This is a genomic window from Thalassotalea crassostreae (assembly GCF_001831495.1).
GTDB lineage: Bacteria > Pseudomonadota > Gammaproteobacteria > Enterobacterales > Alteromonadaceae > Thalassotalea_A > Thalassotalea_A crassostreae.
Genome location: NZ_CP017689.1, coordinates 1,087,241 through 1,102,376, shown reverse-complemented (window position 1 = coordinate 1,102,376; position 15,136 = coordinate 1,087,241). Strand labels below are relative to the sequence as shown.

Sequence of the window (15,136 nt, the reverse complement as noted above, 5' to 3'; positions counted from 1 at the left end):
TTACAAAAACTAGTATTATTTCAGCTAAGAGTTGTTGAAAATAACTGCAGTTTAATAAACTCTTTTATAAAATGCTGTCAGTACGAGTCTTCGACAGAAACTGACGCATCTACCTTATAACATGCTGTCAGTATGAGTCTTCGACAGAAACTGACGCATCTACCTTATAACATGCTGTCAGTTTGAGTCTTCGACAGAAACTGACATATCTACCTTATAATATGCTGTCAGTATGAGTCTTCGACAGAAACTGACACATCTACCTTATAATATGCTGTCAGTATGAGTCTTCGACAGAAACTGACACATCTACCTTATAATATGCTGTCAGTATGAGTCTTCGACAGAAACTGACACATCTACCTTATAATATGCTGTCAGTATGAGTCTTCGACAGAAACTGACGCATCTACCTTATAACATGCTGTCAGTATGAGTCTTCGACAGAAACTGACGCATCTACCTTATAACATGCTGTCAGTTTTAGCGGCGCAAATAAAGTCATTACGGTGTAAACCACCAATCGCATGAGTCCACCATGTAACGGTTACCTTGCCCCATTCAAGCAAAATAGACGGATGATGAAATTCAGCTTCTGCAAGTTCTGAGACTTTATTACTAAAAGCCCATGCTAATTTGTAATTTTTGAACTTATATTCACGCTCAAGCATCATAACGCCGTCACGTACTTGCGGTACCCAATCAGGGATCTCTTTTATTAAATCAGCTAGCTCTTGATCAGAAACCTTTGGTGCATCTGCGTGGCATGCTTCACATTGTTGTTTTGCTAATGTCATTTTTTAAATATCCCTTAACTGGCTATTTTGATGTTTTTTGGTTGAAATAATGGTGTGTGTAAACCAAGCTCTTTAGCTTGTTCAACAAGAGCCATTAAATCGGTTTTTCGAATTGTATCCAAATCATTGATGCTGTTTAGCATGTAATAAATTGGTTGCATAATATCAATACGGTATGGTGTTCTAAATACGTCAACGATATCCAGTGGCTTGCGCAGCGCTTTAGGATCATTCATTGCGTATAACGTTTCACCTGGTGATGATAAAATCCCGCCGCCATAGATACGCAAGCCATCATCAGTATCTAATAAACCAAACTCTACAGTAAACCAGTATAGTCTAGCTAAAAATACTCTATCTTCTTTGCTTGCTGCTAAACCTAGTTCACCGTACATTTGAGTAAAGTCGGCAAACGCTTTATTGGTTAATAAAGGACAATGACCAAATATTTCATGAAATATGTCGGGTTCTTGCAGATAGTCAAACTCTTCTTCACTGCGAATAAAAGTCGCAACAGGGAATTTGCGTTCACTCAACAATCGAAAAAACTCGCCGAAACCAATTAAAGCAGGCACTTGATGACACTGCCAACCAGTCTTTGCCATTAAAATTTGTGATACATCATCTAGTTGAGGAATTTTATCTTCAGGTAAACCTAACGTTTTTAAACCATCGAGAAATTCGTCACAGGCTTTACCTTCGATGCATGCCATTTGACGTTTAAATAGCTTTTGCCAAATATCGTTCTCTTCAGCCGTCCAAGTTATAAAGCCATTATCATCGCCAATTTTAGAAACATAAGACGTTTCTTTAGCCATAATTACTTTCCTTTGTGACTTAAACAGTTTTATTTTTGCTTACTCTCTGCTTCGTTATAACAACTGTTTCGTATTAACAACAATGGTTAGGCAGCGAATCGCAGATGATGTACTCATTGAAATCACTGTTATAGCTGAACCAGTGGCTGATTTAACGAATAAGAGAGTTCTTTTAAAACCATTTAATTAGTATATTTAGTTGGACTAATACTATGAGAAGACGTTGCTAATTTAAAATTTTTATCGAACTTTACTAGATCGCTCTCTGTAAAGATTGTGTTACGCCGCGATTACACTGCTTTTACGCCTATTTACCTTCTAGGCAAAAACAAAAAACCAGCATAATTGCTGGTTTCTTAATTTCTGCGCTAGCCTTTGACTTAAGCCTTTGATTTATGCTGTTTGTTTATGTACTGCTCGATGAACTAAGTAATCCTTTCACTTGGCTAATTACTTGCTTACGCACTTTGGCAATACCAGGGGCATTGTCAGTAAATGGTATCGGGCGACAAAGGTTTATGGTTTTGATGCCAAGTTTAGCGGTTAACATGCCAGCGCCAAGGCCTTGTGCTGCTCGAGTTGATAATTTACCAAGGGTTTCCATTCCTAACATTTGTACACCAACATCTGCAATTATTTCACTAGCCCCAGCATATACCATATTGGTGAACACCTGACGAATGAGTTTAATTCGGCTCCAGTAACCTAAACGAATGCCGTAAAGACCGGCAATTTTGTCAATCATCCTTAGGTTACGCCACATTAAAACCATCATATCGATAATTGCTACCGGGCTAACCGCAACGAGTACTACCGCTTCTGTCGAGAACTTAGCAATTTGACTAAGTGCTTGCTCGTCAACCTTTGACAGTACTTGGGTAGAATATAAAGTGACAATTTCTTGCTCGCTTAAATCATCGGTTAAATGTTCGAAAAAGGCATTATGTTGTTCATTAATGCTATCACTTGGCAGTTTGTCACCAATGTTTTGACAAAATTGAGCCGCATCAAAATTCAATTCTCTCGCTAACAATTTACTTGCTTTATGCTGACTGTGTTGTTGTCTGCGGTATTGTCTTAAACCTAGCAACTCTTTAACTAAGGATAACGACGCTATCGCCACAACACTGCCAAATAACAAAGCATAAACAGCAGCAATTACTGGCGACTGAGCAAAGCTAGATAGAAGAAAGTCAATCAACTCATAAATGACAATCACACTAAAGCTGACACCGGCAATGCGCCATAACCAACGTGGTTTTTCAACTTTTGCATCAACAACATCATCAATAGGTGTTTCTACAACCGGAATAAAAGCCTCTTCAGGCAAAATAACCTGCTGTTCCGGCAACTGCTTTTCGCCATTCGTTTCAACTTTTAATTCGGCACTTTCATCAAAAAGCACTTGTTGTTGTAGCGGTTCTTTTTCCTCACTCACTTTAGTTTATCTCCTAATAAAAACTGCAGTACTTGATCGATACGAATATGCGGTAATGATTGATGTTCACTGATTGCATGCATAGGTTTAAACGCCAAAAAATTAAACCCTTTTTGCTGCCAATAGTCTTGTTCAGGCAATTTTCCTGGCACACTGCCAGGAAATATGGTGATTGCTTTATCATTATCAGCACGCTTACCTTTCAATACGGTAATCGGCTTACCTTGATATTCACTCTTTCCTTGTTCAGTAGTTTTGACCGAGGCAATGGCAAGTGTTTTCATCTTAATGGCATCAAAGCTTAAAGATTTTTTCGCTTTATGTACTAATTGTTCAAGCAATGCGGTTAAATTATGATGTTGATCCGAAGTCACATGATCAGCCTTAGTCGCAGCAAATAATAGCTTGTCTATTTTTGGCGAAAACAATCGGCTAATGATGTTCGATTTACCATAGGCAAAGCTTTCCATAATTAAGCTTATCGCTTGCTGTAAGTCTTTAAATGCGTAGGCACCGCTATTAAGTGGCGTTAAACAATCTGCCAACACGATTTGACGATCAAAATTAACAAAATACTTTTTATAGAACTCGCGAACTATTCGCTCTCTATATTCAAGATATCTTGCTCTTAACATACCGATGAACGTATCTTGTTCTGCCATTTGGTAGTGTTCTTCGTCAATATTATCCAAAAACGGGTAAGGTACAAACTGCAAAATCGGCGCACCAGCGTGCTCGCCTGGCAAGATAAAACGACCTGGCTGTATCACAGATAAGCCCAAATCTTCTCTAAAGTTTTTTAATAACTGAGTATATTCGTCAGCAAGCTCAGCTAACTCGTTTTCATTTGCAGGGCTTAGCGGGTCAATTTGTTGTAACTTTTCTAGAAAATCTGCTGCTACACTAGCTCGTGGCTCTTGCAGTAACAGCTCCCCCATATATTCAGACCATTGTTCAAACGTTTGATTTAACATTGGTAAATCGAGTAACCATTCACCCGGATAATCGGTTATATCAATGTGTAACGTCGCCATGTCACGAGTATACTTAAGTAAAGACTGATCAGGGTAATACCGTAGAGCTAAGCGTATTTCACTAATGCTTTTGGTCGGCTCCGGCCATATTGGCGGTTCTTGGCTCAGTTTTTCCATCGCACCGTCATAATCAAAGCGACTAATGTGCAAATTATGTTGCGGCACTCGTTTTGCGGCAATAAAGCGTCCCTGTTGGACCACATTGAAAAAATTCAAAGGACGGGTACTGCCTTCATTGACCAATTGATTGACCAATGACGTAATAAATGCTGTTTTACCAGCCTGTGACAACCCTGTAACTGCGATATTTACGTGTTGGTCTAAGCCACGATTAATTACCTCTGACGTCGAGCTCAGTATGCGTTTTTTTAATCTTTTTAGTTTTTTACTGTTTATCAGCGCCATAAAAACACTTAACCACTTTATTTTCTACTAAATGAGAATCTTTGATCTTAATGTAAATCAATTAGTCCTCAGGAACAATTGTTTGTATCGAACAAAAATAAAAGGCTGCAAATGCAGCCTTTAAATTCAATTAGTTATTGCCTAGCTAAAGTTTATTAATCTCGCGAGAAACAGTAAACTCTGGTGATGTCACATGACGTTCCATACTGCGCAACTGTTGCTCTAATGATTTAAACTTGAAGCTAATATCTCTAAACGCTTGTCTAGGTGGCTCGCCTGCTTGCCAAATTCTCGATTTAACTTTAATCGATTCATTAACGACTTCTTCTTCATGAAGCTTTGCTTTAAAACGTTTCGCAGTTTCACTCGGTGAAAATGATTGTGGTTTTTTATCTAAAATAAACCAACCAGCGATATATAAGATAACAAACCATCCCATTCCTAACAGCACACCAGAAACAACTAATATGCGAACTAACCAAGCTTCCCAACCAAAGTATTGAGCAAGACCAGCACAAACTCCGGCAATCTTTCCTTTTACTGGGTCTCGAAACAACTCACCTTTTAACTTACTCATGATTTGTTTCTCCAATCAGGAGTTTCCGCATCTAAAATAGCTTCTAATGTTTTTATGCGATCTGACATTTTGTCAGCTAACTCAGCTAACTCACTTAACTTATGATAATCATCTTCACTTAAACCTTGGTTTATTTGACGCTTTGATTTGTAATGCAATATTAACCAAATCGGTGCAACAATAACCATGAAGACGATAATTGGTGCCATTAATAATCCTTCCACAGGAACTCTCCTTAACTGTGCAATTTAATACTTTTTTATTAGCGTAATACTATTTATTTTTTTGCTGCTTTTTTAGTAGTAGCGGCTTTCGTTGTTTTAGTTGTTTTAGCTGGCTTGTTCATTTTTGCTTTCATTGCCGCTAATTCGTCATCGATGCCATCTTCAGTTTCTAATTCAGCAATTTCATCTGCTAATGACTTTTTACCTAAGTCGTAAGATTCAACTTGCGCTTCTAAATCATCAATTTTACTTTCGTAACGATCAAAACGACTTAATGCATCATCTACTTTCGAACTATCCAGTTTGCTTTTCACTTTCAACCGTGACGTCGCAGTTTTGCCACGGATGATAATTGCTTTTTGACGAGCTTTAGCGTCCGCGAGTTTTTCTTGTAACTGGGCAATCTCATCTTGAAGCTTAGCAATATGTTCATCAAAATGAGTTAACTCATCTTCCATTGCTGTCGCTGCTTCTTCACATTTATTCTTTTCAACTAATGCAGCTCGCGCTAGATCTTCACGACCTTTGCTTAACGCTAACTCGGCTTTTTCTTGCCAAGTCTTACCATTATTTTGCATGCGGGTAAGCTGACGGTTCAAGTCTTTTTTATCTGCCAAAGTTCTTGCTGACGAAGAACGAACTTCTACTAGCGTGTCTTCCATTTCTTGAATGATTAAACGCACCATTTTTTCTGGATCTTCAGCCTTGTCTAAAATACTATTAATATTAGAATTAATAATGTCTGTAAATCTTGAAAAAATACCCATATTGACATCCTCTTTTACTTCAATTTTATGAATTTATTAATTTATCACTTTCACTAATACATTCATTTTTAATGCCAACTTTAAAAATGACAGTAAGCCGTTGTTTTAAATAGGTAAATTTATTTTGAAAAAATACTTCTCAGTTAGCCGTTAATGAAATACACTATTTGTTAGTGAAAAAAACTAATAATTAGGTCAACCTATGGCCCGCTTTAAGCAACAAGATAATCTTATCGGACAATCCAATAGCTTTTTGGAAGTATTGGAACATATATCTCAGATAGCACCGTTGTCAAAACCAGTGCTACTGATTGGCGAACGGGGTACCGGTAAAGAACTTGTCGCCGCTCGACTTCATTACCTATCTAAACGATGGGATCAAAACTATTTAAAACTCAACTGTGCCGCGCTAAACGAAAACCTTCTAGAGAGTGAACTGTTTGGTCATGAAGGCGGTGCGTTTACTGGTGCATCAAAACGCCATGAAGGTCGATTTGAACGCGCTAGTGGTGGTACTTTATTTCTTGATGAACTAGCCAATACCTCGGGATTAATTCAAGAAAAGCTATTAAGAGTGGTTGAGTATGGTGAATTTGAACGAGTTGGTGGCTCGCGAACAGTTAAAACAGATGTGCGACTTATCGCTGCCACAAACGAAGATCTGCCAACACTTGCTGATAAAGGTGAGTTTAGAGCCGATTTACTCGACCGTTTAGCTTTCGATGTTATTACATTGCCGCCATTGAGAGAGCGCGTAGAAGATATACCTATATTAGCTGAACATTTCGCTATCAATATGGCTCGAGAGCTTGAGTTTGAATTGTTTAGTGGATTTACCTCAAAAGTAAAAAAAGCCATGCTTGCTTACCATTGGCCAGGTAATATTCGTGAACTTAAAAACGTAATTGAGCGCAGTGTATATCGCCATAACAGTCCACATTTGCCGGTAAATGAATTGATAATCGATCCATTTGAATCGCCATATCGTCCAACTAAAGCCGTTAAGACTTTAGATCGCAGACCAGCAACTAAAGATTCTGTCGCTGATACAGAAGCGACTACTCAACAAACAGTAATAAATTCTAACGCGCCACTGGAGTACCCTGTTTCACTAAAAACATTATCGCAAGATTATGAAATTAACATGCTAAAAGATGCACTTGCTGCTTGCCAATTTAATCAAAAGAAAACGGCAGATGCATTAAAATTGACCTACCATCAATTGAGAGGGTATTTGAAAAAATACAACTTGTTAGATTCAAGCGATGGTGAACATGAAAAATAAGATGATTTTGGTGCCGAAAATTATACCTGGCGCATTATTATCATTTGCGGTTTTACTTTTAGCGAGCTGCTCAAAAGTCGAAGATGCGTCAATATTACAATCAGGCATAGTATACTGCTCTGAAGGCGCACCTACGTCATTTAACCCACAACTAATTACCTCTGGTACAGACGTCGATGTTACCTCAAATCAAATATATAGCCGTTTAATTGATTTTGACTCTACTACCTACGAACAAGTTCCTGCCCTAGCAAGTTCTTGGCACGTAACAAGTAACGGTAAGATGATCACCTTTTACTTACGTAAAGACGTAAAATTTCATCAAACTCCATACTTTACGCCAACTCGAAACTTAAACGCTGATGATGTAATTTTTAGCTTCGATCGTATTCTCAATAAAGAGAACCCTTTTTATCAATCAGTAAATGGTAGTTTTCCTTTTTTCCAAAGTGTTAAGTTTTCAGAAATGGTTGAGTCGATTGAAAAAATCGACGATCACACGGTTCGCTTTCGTTTATTGCGACCACAAAGTACATTTTTAGCTAATATTGCAGCTCCCTTCTCAGTGATACTTTCAAAAGAATATGCCGATCAGCTTTTAACAACAGAAGAATCATTAACTAACCTTGATTCACAACCTATTGGAACTGGTCCATTTAAGTTTCAAAGTTATCAAAATGGTGTATTGGTGCGTTTTCAACGCCATGACGATTACTGGCGTAGTGAAGTACAAATAGAGAAACTGTTATATAACATCAGTCCAAGCAACACCGGCCGATTAACCAAGTTATTCACTCACGAGTGCGATGTCATTGCCTACCCAATCGCCATGGAAGAGATTAAGTCTCGTGAGGATTTAGAATTAGAACAAGTAACCTCATTCAATGTGGCATTTCTAGCATTCAATGTTCAAAAACCACCGTTTGATAACCCATTAGTTCGTAAAGCAATTGCTCATGCAATCGATAAAAAGGCATTAATAAATGCCGTTTATTATGACCAAGCCGAGATTGCCGATTCATTGTTGCCGAAAGCTTCATGGGCTTACTCTGATCAAGTAAGTACAGTTGAACACTCGAAAGAAATCGCTAAATCATTATTAGTTGATGCTGGATTGGGTGACGGATTTAGTATCGATGTTTGGGCAATACCGGTGCAACGCTCATACAATCCTAACGCGATGAAGATGGCGAAGTTAATTCAAGCAGATTTGGCTCAAATTGATATCAACGTCAATATCATCACCTTTGAATGGTCGACGTTTTTAAAAAAACTTGCCAGTGGCGAACATCAATCGGTGCTTATTGGTTGGTCTGCTGATCACCCTGATCCTGATAACTTTTTCTCGCCGTTATTAAGCTGTGCCGCGGTAGAGTCTGGCGGTAATCGTGCAAATTGGTGTAACCCAAACTTTGACCAACTATTGCAGCAAGCATTGTCATCAAATGATGATCTGATCCGCAAAGATCTTTACTTTAAAGCACAACAGATACTGGCAAACGAAGTGCCGCTTATTCCACTTGCCAACGGCAAACGTTCACAAGCTCGTGTTGCCGGCATAGAAGGCAACATACTGTATTCATTTGGCGGCATCAGTTTTGAAAATGTCAGCAGAAAAGCAGAGGAGGATTAATGTTAATCTTTACTCTGAGAAGACTAAATTTACTATTTTTCACCTTATTAATTTTATCCATTGTAAGTTTTAGCTTAAGTTATTTCTTTCCAGGTGACGCACTAGTTAACTTAACAGGCGTTGCTAACAACGATGAAAAACAACTCGCTGATTTAGCACAAATCTATAAGATGGACCAATCTATATTCCATCAATACTTTGCTTATATCGAGCAGATATTTAGCGGTAATTTTGGTGTATCGATGGCGTCAGGTGAGCCGGTGAGCAAAGAGTTACTACGGTATTTACCGGCAACAATAGAACTTTGCTTAGTGAGTTTGTTTATCGCCATGATATTTGGCTTTCCATTAGGCTTCGTTGCAGCAATTTTTCACAAAAAAACAATTGATAAAGCCATTCTGTCATTTGCCATGCTTGGTTACTCTATTCCTGTATTTTGGTTAGCGCTGATCTTTATTCTGATATTTTCAATTACTCTTTCATGGTTTCCTTCTTCAGGACAGCTTAATTTGCTATTTGAAATTGAGTCAGTCACCGGTTTTCTTTTTATTGATATTTTACTTAGTGATACACCATATAAATATCAAGCATTCCAAGATGCTTTAATGCACATTATTTTACCCTCGATTACGGTCGCTATGGCACCGATGACAATATTTATTCGATTAGCACGCACCTCAATGCTTGAAGTGTTAGAGTCAAATTATATTAAAGCGGCGAAAGCAAAGGGGTTAAGTCAAGCGCATATTATTTTGCATCATGGTATTCGTAATTCATTAGTATCGATTGTAAGACAAATTGGCTTACATTTCGCAAACTTAGTGACTATGGCTATGATAGCTGAAGTAATTTTTGATTGGCACGGTGCAGGAAGTTGGTTGATCGAAAGTATCTTCCAACGCGACTATACTGCGATACAAGGTGGGCTCATTGCATTAGCAACTTTTACCTTTATTATTAATATTTTGGCTGATTTTATATACGTCGCAATCAACCCGTTACAGAGGCATAAAAAACATGGCTCGTGAAACAATATACGTTGAAGAGGAGTTTCCATCTCCAATGAAGCAATTATGGCTGACGTTTCGTAAAACGCCTATCGCCATGATTGGATTTAGTGGTTATATATTTTTAGTGATCATTGCTATATTTGGCCAATTTATCACACCACATGATGTGCTTGAAAATGATTTGGATAAATTATTACTCCCGCCTTCTTGGAATGATGACGGTGATATTAGTTACTTATTAGGTACCGATGATTTAGGCCGAGATATGTTATCTCGACTGATTCATGGTGCCTCTTTAACGTTTGGATTAAGCTTTATTGTGGTTATCTTTGCCATGGTAATTGGTGTGTTCTTTGGTTCTTTTTCGGCGTTAACTCGAGGGTTACGCTCGAGCTTTCTAAACCATTTTCTCGATGTAATATTGTCGATACCTTCCTTGTTATTAGCAATTATCATTGTTGCCATTCTAGGCCCTGGCCTTGAAAACGTCATATGGGCTATCGCGTTAGTTTCGATCCCACAATTTGTTCACGTAACACGAGATGCCATTAAAGAAGAGCAACAAAAGGGTTACGTCCTAATCCCAATATTAGATGGTGCAAGTGAGATACGAGTACTAATTACCTCAATATTTCCTAATATTATCGATAAAATAATCATCCAGGCGACTCTCTCTCAATCCGTTGCGATTTTAGAAATCGCCGCCCTTGGTTATCTTGGATTAGGCGCCCCACTACCAATGCCGGAATGGGGCTCGATGCTGAAGAACTCATTAGATTTATTTTATATTGCTCCTTGGACCTCATATTTACCGGGTCTAGCAATACTATTTACTGTAATTTCTACTAACTTAGTTGGTGAAGGATTACGTCACGCCCTTAAGACACAGAAAGAAAGCTAATGAATTTACTAGATATTAAAAACTTAAGTATTGAATTAGTCGGCCAAAAAGAAAACATTCTGGCTGTAGACAGGGTTTCATTGGCGCTAAAGGAAGGCGAATTTCGAGGCTTAGTTGGCGAATCTGGATCAGGAAAATCTATTCTGGCGCAAGCACTGATTGGTGTTTTAGATGATAAATGGCAAGTAAATGCTGATCGTTTTCATTGGCAAGGCATCGACTTATTAAGATTGCCGATTGAAGAGCGAAAACAAATTATCACTCAAGATGTGGCAATGATCTTTCAAGAGCCGATTAGTTGTCTAGATCCGACCAATAGTATCGGTGACCAAATCGAAGAGTCTTTAGACAGCAAACAATTCAGTGGTTTTTTTTGGCAGCGAGCGCAACAAAGAAAAGAAGCGGCTATTAAATTACTCCACAAAGTAGGTATAAAAAAACATGAAGCGTGTCGTAAAAGTTATCCTCATCAATTAACTTCGGCGTTAGGCCAACGTGTAATGATTGCTATCGCCTTAGCAAAACAGCCTAAGTTATTGATCGCCGATGAACCTACGGCATCGATGGAGTCCACTAACCAAACACAAATATTCCGCCTTTTGGCGAGTTTAAACCAGTTAAAAAACATGTCTATTCTGTTGATCAGTCACGAATTAGAAAAGATCAGTCATTGGACAGAAAATTTGACAGTAATGTATTCCGGTCAGTTTGTTGAAGCAGGCAGTACAGAGCAAATATTCAATACGCCGTTCCACCCTTATACTAAAGCTTTAATTGCCAGTACGCCGAAAACAGGCGAAACCTTTGCTAAAAAGTCAGAACTCGTTGCTTTGCCAGGTAGCATACCGTCATTACAGCATTTACCGGCGGGTTGTCGATTAGGACCACGATGTCCAAATGCACAAAGAAAGTGTGTTATCGCGCCACAAATTGAAACCTTTCATGGCCATCAATTTAGTTGTCACTTTTCCCACAAGGGAGACTATAAATAATGACGACATTAATAGAGGTTAAAAATCTCAGTAAAGACTATAAAGTTAAATCCGGCTGGTTTGGTAAGAAAGCGATAACGGTTTTACATCCATTATCGTTTAAACTTGAAGCAAATGAGACCTTGGCTGTTATTGGCGATGTTGGCTCTGGCAAGTCGACATTAGCAAAGTTATTAGTCGGAGCTGCTCGCCCTACTCATGGCGAAATACTGCTCAATGGCCAACATCTTCAAACCGGTAACTTTAAACAGCGTTGTCAGCATGTGCGAATGATTTTCCAAAACGCGGTAAATACGTTAAACCCAAGTCTAACAATTCGTCAGCAATTGGAAGAACCGCTGCTACTCAATACCAATATGGTTGAAGAGCAGCGCTATGAAATGATCCGAGCAACACTAAAAAAAGTCGGTCTATTACCAGATCATATGCATTATTACCCTCACATGTTTTCTGGTGGTCAAAAACAGCGTATATCACTTGCTAGAGCCATTATATTACAACCACAGCTAGTAATTCTCGATGAAGCTTTAGCGGCCTTAGATTTGTCATTAAGAGCTCAAATGATTAATCTTTTACTAGAATTACAAAAGAATATGGGACTTGCTTATATTTTAGTATCACACGATATCGACGTAGTAGAGCATTTCAGTGATAAGTTAATGGTATTACGAGATGGAAAAGTTGTTGAATACGGACAAACTAGCGAAGTACTTAAAAACCCAAAAGACAAGTACACGCGTAAGCTAATACTCAATCAAAGACGATTAAGAATTTAACTTACGCCAAATCAATTGAGACTAACTCAATTAAGCCTAAATTAATTAAACTTACCATATATTCAAAAAAAGTAAGGCTGCTATTAGCGGCCTTACTTTTATATGTTATACAGAGGTCTATCCTGCTGTGTTAGCGACCCATTAAAAAATCGGTGCGCTATTTGCTGGCAAATTACGAGTAATTTCAGCAGTAGACTTTAAGTTAGCAATGTAACTTGCAAACGCAGACTGTGCCAAAATGGATGCTTGTTGTTGTTCGATATTAGCATCTGCTTCACTAGCAACACCTTCGCTAACAGATAAAACTTCAACAACCGCATAATCACCATTTAACATCAACGTTGCCGCTGCTGATACTTGACCATCAACCGGATGAGCTAATAAAAATGCTTGTTGTGCGATGTTATTCTCTACAACACCACCACGACGAGTAACATTTTCTACAGTCTCGAAAGTTGTTGTAGTTTGCTCGGCAGCAATCACTTGTGCAAGTAATGCATCTGCAGCTTGCTGAGCTTGCTCACTCGCTTTCGTATTTACTAACTGAGTTTTGATTTGCTCTGATACTTCGCTAAGGTCTTTTGTTGCTGCAGGCTTGTGTTCTAAAACGCGAACAACCATAGCTAACTGATCAGTTTCAACTTCGATAACATCCGAGTTCATTGCATCAAGTAAAACAACATCAGAAAATGCTGCATCAATTACAGATGCATTATTAAATGGCGCCATGTTACCTGAACGGCCAATAAATTCACTTGTTTGAACTGTTGCGCCAATAACGCTAGCAGCTTCATCTAAAGAATCAGGTGATTCAAAAGCAGTTTCAGCCATTTGAGTTTGTAAGTCGTAAAAACGCTCTAATGCTTGGTCGTTGGCAAGCTGTTCAGTGATTTCCGCTTGTACTTCAGCGAATGGCTGTACTGTAGCCGCTTCGATATCTGTTAATTTGATGATATGGAAACCAAATTCAGATTGGACAACCTTTGAAACGTTATTTTCCATGGTTAATGCAAATACAGCTTCATCGAATGCAGGATCCATTGTGCCTTGTTCAAACCAGTCTAAATCACCGCCATTTTCACCAGAAAAAGTATCTGCTGAATCAGTCTTAGCTAATTCGGCAAAGTCTTCACCGCCGTTAATTTTAGCAAGTATTTCTTCTGCTTTCGCTTGCGCTGCAGATTCATCATCACCAGTTTCAATCAAGATATGAGATGCACGACGACGTTCGATCGTAGAGTAACTATCTGAGTTATTATCATAGTATGATTGAGCATCACTTTCGCTAACAGACACATCCTTCGCTAATGAAGCAATATCAAGAGAAATGTATTCCAATTTAACTTGTTCTTGAGTTGCAAAACGAGCTTGATTCGCTTGATAGTACTCATTTATTTCTTCATCAGTGACTACAACAGTTGCTTTAAATTGTTCAGCGCCAATAGTCGAATAACGAATATTACGAGTTTGGTTGTTTAATTTAATTGCTAATTCGTTTTGGTAAGGCAAGCTAAATTCTGTCGCCATGATACTTTGCATCAATTGACGACGAGCCATATCTGTGCGTAAGTAATCACGAAATGCTGAAGCTTGGTAAAATCCCGCTTGGCTTATAACCATTTGATAGCGGTTTTGGTCAAACTTACCATCTACCTGAAATTCAGGCATGTTTAAGATTGTATCTTTGATTTGTTGATCACTAACAACCATCGACAATGCCTTCGCATTTTGGTCAATTAACTCTTCGTTTATTAATTGCTCTAGCACACTAGTACGCATGTTTTGCATGTAAACTTCGTTACCTGCAAGTTGTGCAAACATTTCACCGTATTGCTGTTCCATACGTGCACGTTGGTTTTTGTACGCTTGCTCAAAATCAGCTTGGCTAATTTTTTGCTCATTAACCGTCGCAGCTGAGGTATCTACAGAGTTGTTATAGGTACCTACTCCAGCGAATACAAATGTCGCAATCACTAAGCCTAAAATAACCTTAGCTGTAATTCCCGTAGAGCCTTCTCTAATTCTTTCTAACATGTTTGTCTCGCTAACATCATGACATAAATTTTAATAGTGCAAGATTGTATCAAAGGTATGACTTACCTTGAAGTGTTAATTTGCATTAATCACCAAAATTCATTTCACTAAAATTTGGGCAAAAAAAAAGCTGGCATCAGCCAGCTTTTTCAGAATAAGAAATTTTTCTTAGTTCACTGCATCTTTAAGAGCTTTACCTGCTTTGAAAGCTGGGATTTTAGCTGCTGCGATTTGGATAGTTGCACCAGTTTGTGGGTTACGACCAGTACGTGCAGCACGGTCACGTACAGAGAAAGTACCGAAACCAACTAGAGCTACTTGCTCACCAGATTTTAACTCATCAGATACCGCGTCGATAAATGAATCTAATGCACGACCTGCAGCCGCTTTAGAGATATCAGCACCAGCTGCGATTTTTTCGATTAGTTGAGACTTATTCACAATG

15 protein-coding genes are annotated in these 15,136 nt (G+C 38.5%); 6 read left to right on the top strand and 9 right to left on the bottom strand.

What is annotated here, in order from left to right:
* Window positions 1-464: 464 nt before the first annotated feature.
* The 7 genes from LT090_RS04865 to pspA form a co-directional block, all read right to left on the bottom strand.
* Window positions 465-797 (bottom strand): 4a-hydroxytetrahydrobiopterin dehydratase, encoded by a 333-nt coding sequence (locus tag LT090_RS04865; RefSeq protein WP_068546796.1) that lies wholly within the window; start codon window positions 795-797, stop codon window positions 465-467.
* A gap of 14 nt (window positions 798-811) precedes the next feature.
* Window positions 812-1,642, bottom strand: coding sequence for a phenylalanine 4-monooxygenase (gene phhA, locus LT090_RS04860; protein ID WP_226996562.1), 831 nt, complete (start codon window positions 1,640-1,642; stop codon window positions 812-814).
* A gap of 379 nt (window positions 1,643-2,021) precedes the next feature.
* The gene (locus tag LT090_RS04855) at window positions 2,022-3,053 is read right to left on the bottom strand and encodes a YcjF family protein (RefSeq protein WP_068546794.1); all 1,032 of its coding nucleotides are present in this window, start codon (window positions 3,051-3,053) and stop codon (window positions 2,022-2,024) included.
* A complete protein-coding gene (locus LT090_RS04850; RefSeq protein ID WP_068546793.1) occupies window positions 3,050-4,492 on the bottom strand; it encodes a YcjX family GTP-binding protein in 1,443 nt (480 codons plus the stop codon). Before LT090_RS04850 ends, LT090_RS04855 begins: the two co-directional genes overlap by 4 nt.
* Window positions 4,493-4,637: 145 nt before the next feature.
* The gene (gene pspC, locus LT090_RS04845; protein ID WP_068546792.1) at window positions 4,638-5,069 is read right to left on the bottom strand and encodes an envelope stress response membrane protein PspC; all 432 of its coding nucleotides are present in this window, start codon (window positions 5,067-5,069) and stop codon (window positions 4,638-4,640) included.
* On the bottom strand, window positions 5,066-5,278 hold the full coding sequence (pspB, locus tag LT090_RS04840; protein WP_068546801.1) for an envelope stress response membrane protein PspB: 213 nt from the start codon (window positions 5,276-5,278) through the stop codon (window positions 5,066-5,068). The genes pspC and pspB overlap by 4 nt, the downstream gene beginning before the upstream one ends.
* 68 nt (window positions 5,279-5,346) lie before the next feature.
* A complete protein-coding gene (gene pspA, locus LT090_RS04835) occupies window positions 5,347-6,060 on the bottom strand; it encodes a phage shock protein PspA (RefSeq protein WP_068546791.1) in 714 nt (237 codons plus the stop codon).
* Between the two features lie 202 nt (window positions 6,061-6,262).
* Here pspA and pspF point away from each other — a divergent pair, with 202 nt between their 5' ends.
* Genes pspF through LT090_RS04805 form a run of 6 tightly spaced genes read left to right on the top strand, consistent with a single transcriptional unit; the run spans window position 6,263 to window position 12,657 of the window.
* Window positions 6,263-7,345, top strand: a complete 1,083-nt coding sequence (gene pspF / locus LT090_RS04830) for a phage shock protein operon transcriptional activator (protein ID WP_068546790.1) — start codon at window positions 6,263-6,265, stop codon at window positions 7,343-7,345.
* A complete protein-coding gene (locus LT090_RS04825; protein ID WP_082897186.1) occupies window positions 7,335-8,978 on the top strand; it encodes an ABC transporter substrate-binding protein in 1,644 nt (547 codons plus the stop codon). The genes pspF and LT090_RS04825 overlap by 11 nt, the downstream gene beginning before the upstream one ends.
* Entirely contained in the window at window positions 8,978-10,006 is a 1,029-nt protein-coding gene (locus LT090_RS04820; RefSeq protein WP_068546789.1) for an ABC transporter permease, read from the top strand. The genes LT090_RS04825 and LT090_RS04820 overlap by 1 nt, the downstream gene beginning before the upstream one ends.
* Complete coding sequence (locus tag LT090_RS04815; protein WP_068546788.1) at window positions 9,996-10,889, top strand: ABC transporter permease subunit; 894 nt, start codon at window positions 9,996-9,998, stop codon at window positions 10,887-10,889. The genes LT090_RS04820 and LT090_RS04815 overlap by 11 nt, the downstream gene beginning before the upstream one ends.
* Window positions 10,889-11,881 carry a peptide ABC transporter ATP-binding protein gene (locus LT090_RS04810; RefSeq protein ID WP_068546787.1) on the top strand — a complete coding sequence of 331 codons (993 nt, stop codon included), beginning with the start codon at window positions 10,889-10,891 and terminating at the stop codon, window positions 11,879-11,881. The genes LT090_RS04815 and LT090_RS04810 overlap by 1 nt, the downstream gene beginning before the upstream one ends.
* Window positions 11,881-12,657, top strand: coding sequence for a peptide ABC transporter ATP-binding protein (locus tag LT090_RS04805; protein WP_068546786.1), 777 nt, complete (start codon window positions 11,881-11,883; stop codon window positions 12,655-12,657). The genes LT090_RS04810 and LT090_RS04805 overlap by 1 nt, the downstream gene beginning before the upstream one ends.
* Before the next feature lie 141 nt (window positions 12,658-12,798).
* Here the strand turns inward: LT090_RS04805 and LT090_RS04800 are convergent, their stop codons facing one another.
* Window positions 12,799-14,691, bottom strand: coding sequence for a SurA N-terminal domain-containing protein (locus LT090_RS04800; RefSeq protein WP_068546785.1), 1,893 nt, complete (start codon window positions 14,689-14,691; stop codon window positions 12,799-12,801).
* 168 nt (window positions 14,692-14,859) lie between these two features.
* Window positions 14,860-15,132: a nucleoid-associated protein HU-beta gene (hupB, locus tag LT090_RS04795; RefSeq protein WP_068546784.1), complete on the bottom strand. Its 273-nt coding sequence runs from the start codon at window positions 15,130-15,132 to the stop codon at window positions 14,860-14,862.
* Window positions 15,133-15,136: the final 4 nt, after the last annotated feature.

Coding starts and splice junctions, on each gene's coding strand:
- pspB (WP_068546801.1), bottom strand. CDS start 5,278: ATGGCACCAATTATCGTCTTCATGGTTATTGTTGCACCGATTTGGTTA.
- LT090_RS04805 (WP_068546786.1), top strand. CDS start 11,881: ATGACGACATTAATAGAGGTTAAAAATCTCAGTAAAGACTATAAAGTT.
- LT090_RS04820 (WP_068546789.1), top strand. CDS start 8,978: ATGTTAATCTTTACTCTGAGAAGACTAAATTTACTATTTTTCACCTTA.
- LT090_RS04865 (WP_068546796.1), bottom strand. CDS start 797: ATGACATTAGCAAAACAACAATGTGAAGCATGCCACGCAGATGCACCA.
- pspF (WP_068546790.1), top strand. CDS start 6,263: ATGGCCCGCTTTAAGCAACAAGATAATCTTATCGGACAATCCAATAGC.
- pspA (WP_068546791.1), bottom strand. CDS start 6,060: ATGGGTATTTTTTCAAGATTTACAGACATTATTAATTCTAATATTAAT.
- pspC (WP_068546792.1), bottom strand. CDS start 5,069: ATGAGTAAGTTAAAAGGTGAGTTGTTTCGAGACCCAGTAAAAGGAAAG.
- LT090_RS04810 (WP_068546787.1), top strand. CDS start 10,889: ATGAATTTACTAGATATTAAAAACTTAAGTATTGAATTAGTCGGCCAA.
- LT090_RS04815 (WP_068546788.1), top strand. CDS start 9,996: ATGGCTCGTGAAACAATATACGTTGAAGAGGAGTTTCCATCTCCAATG.
- LT090_RS04800 (WP_068546785.1), bottom strand. CDS start 14,691: ATGTTAGAAAGAATTAGAGAAGGCTCTACGGGAATTACAGCTAAGGTT.
- LT090_RS04825 (WP_082897186.1), top strand. CDS start 7,335: ATGAAAAATAAGATGATTTTGGTGCCGAAAATTATACCTGGCGCATTA.
- LT090_RS04850 (WP_068546793.1), bottom strand. CDS start 4,492: ATGGCGCTGATAAACAGTAAAAAACTAAAAAGATTAAAAAAACGCATA.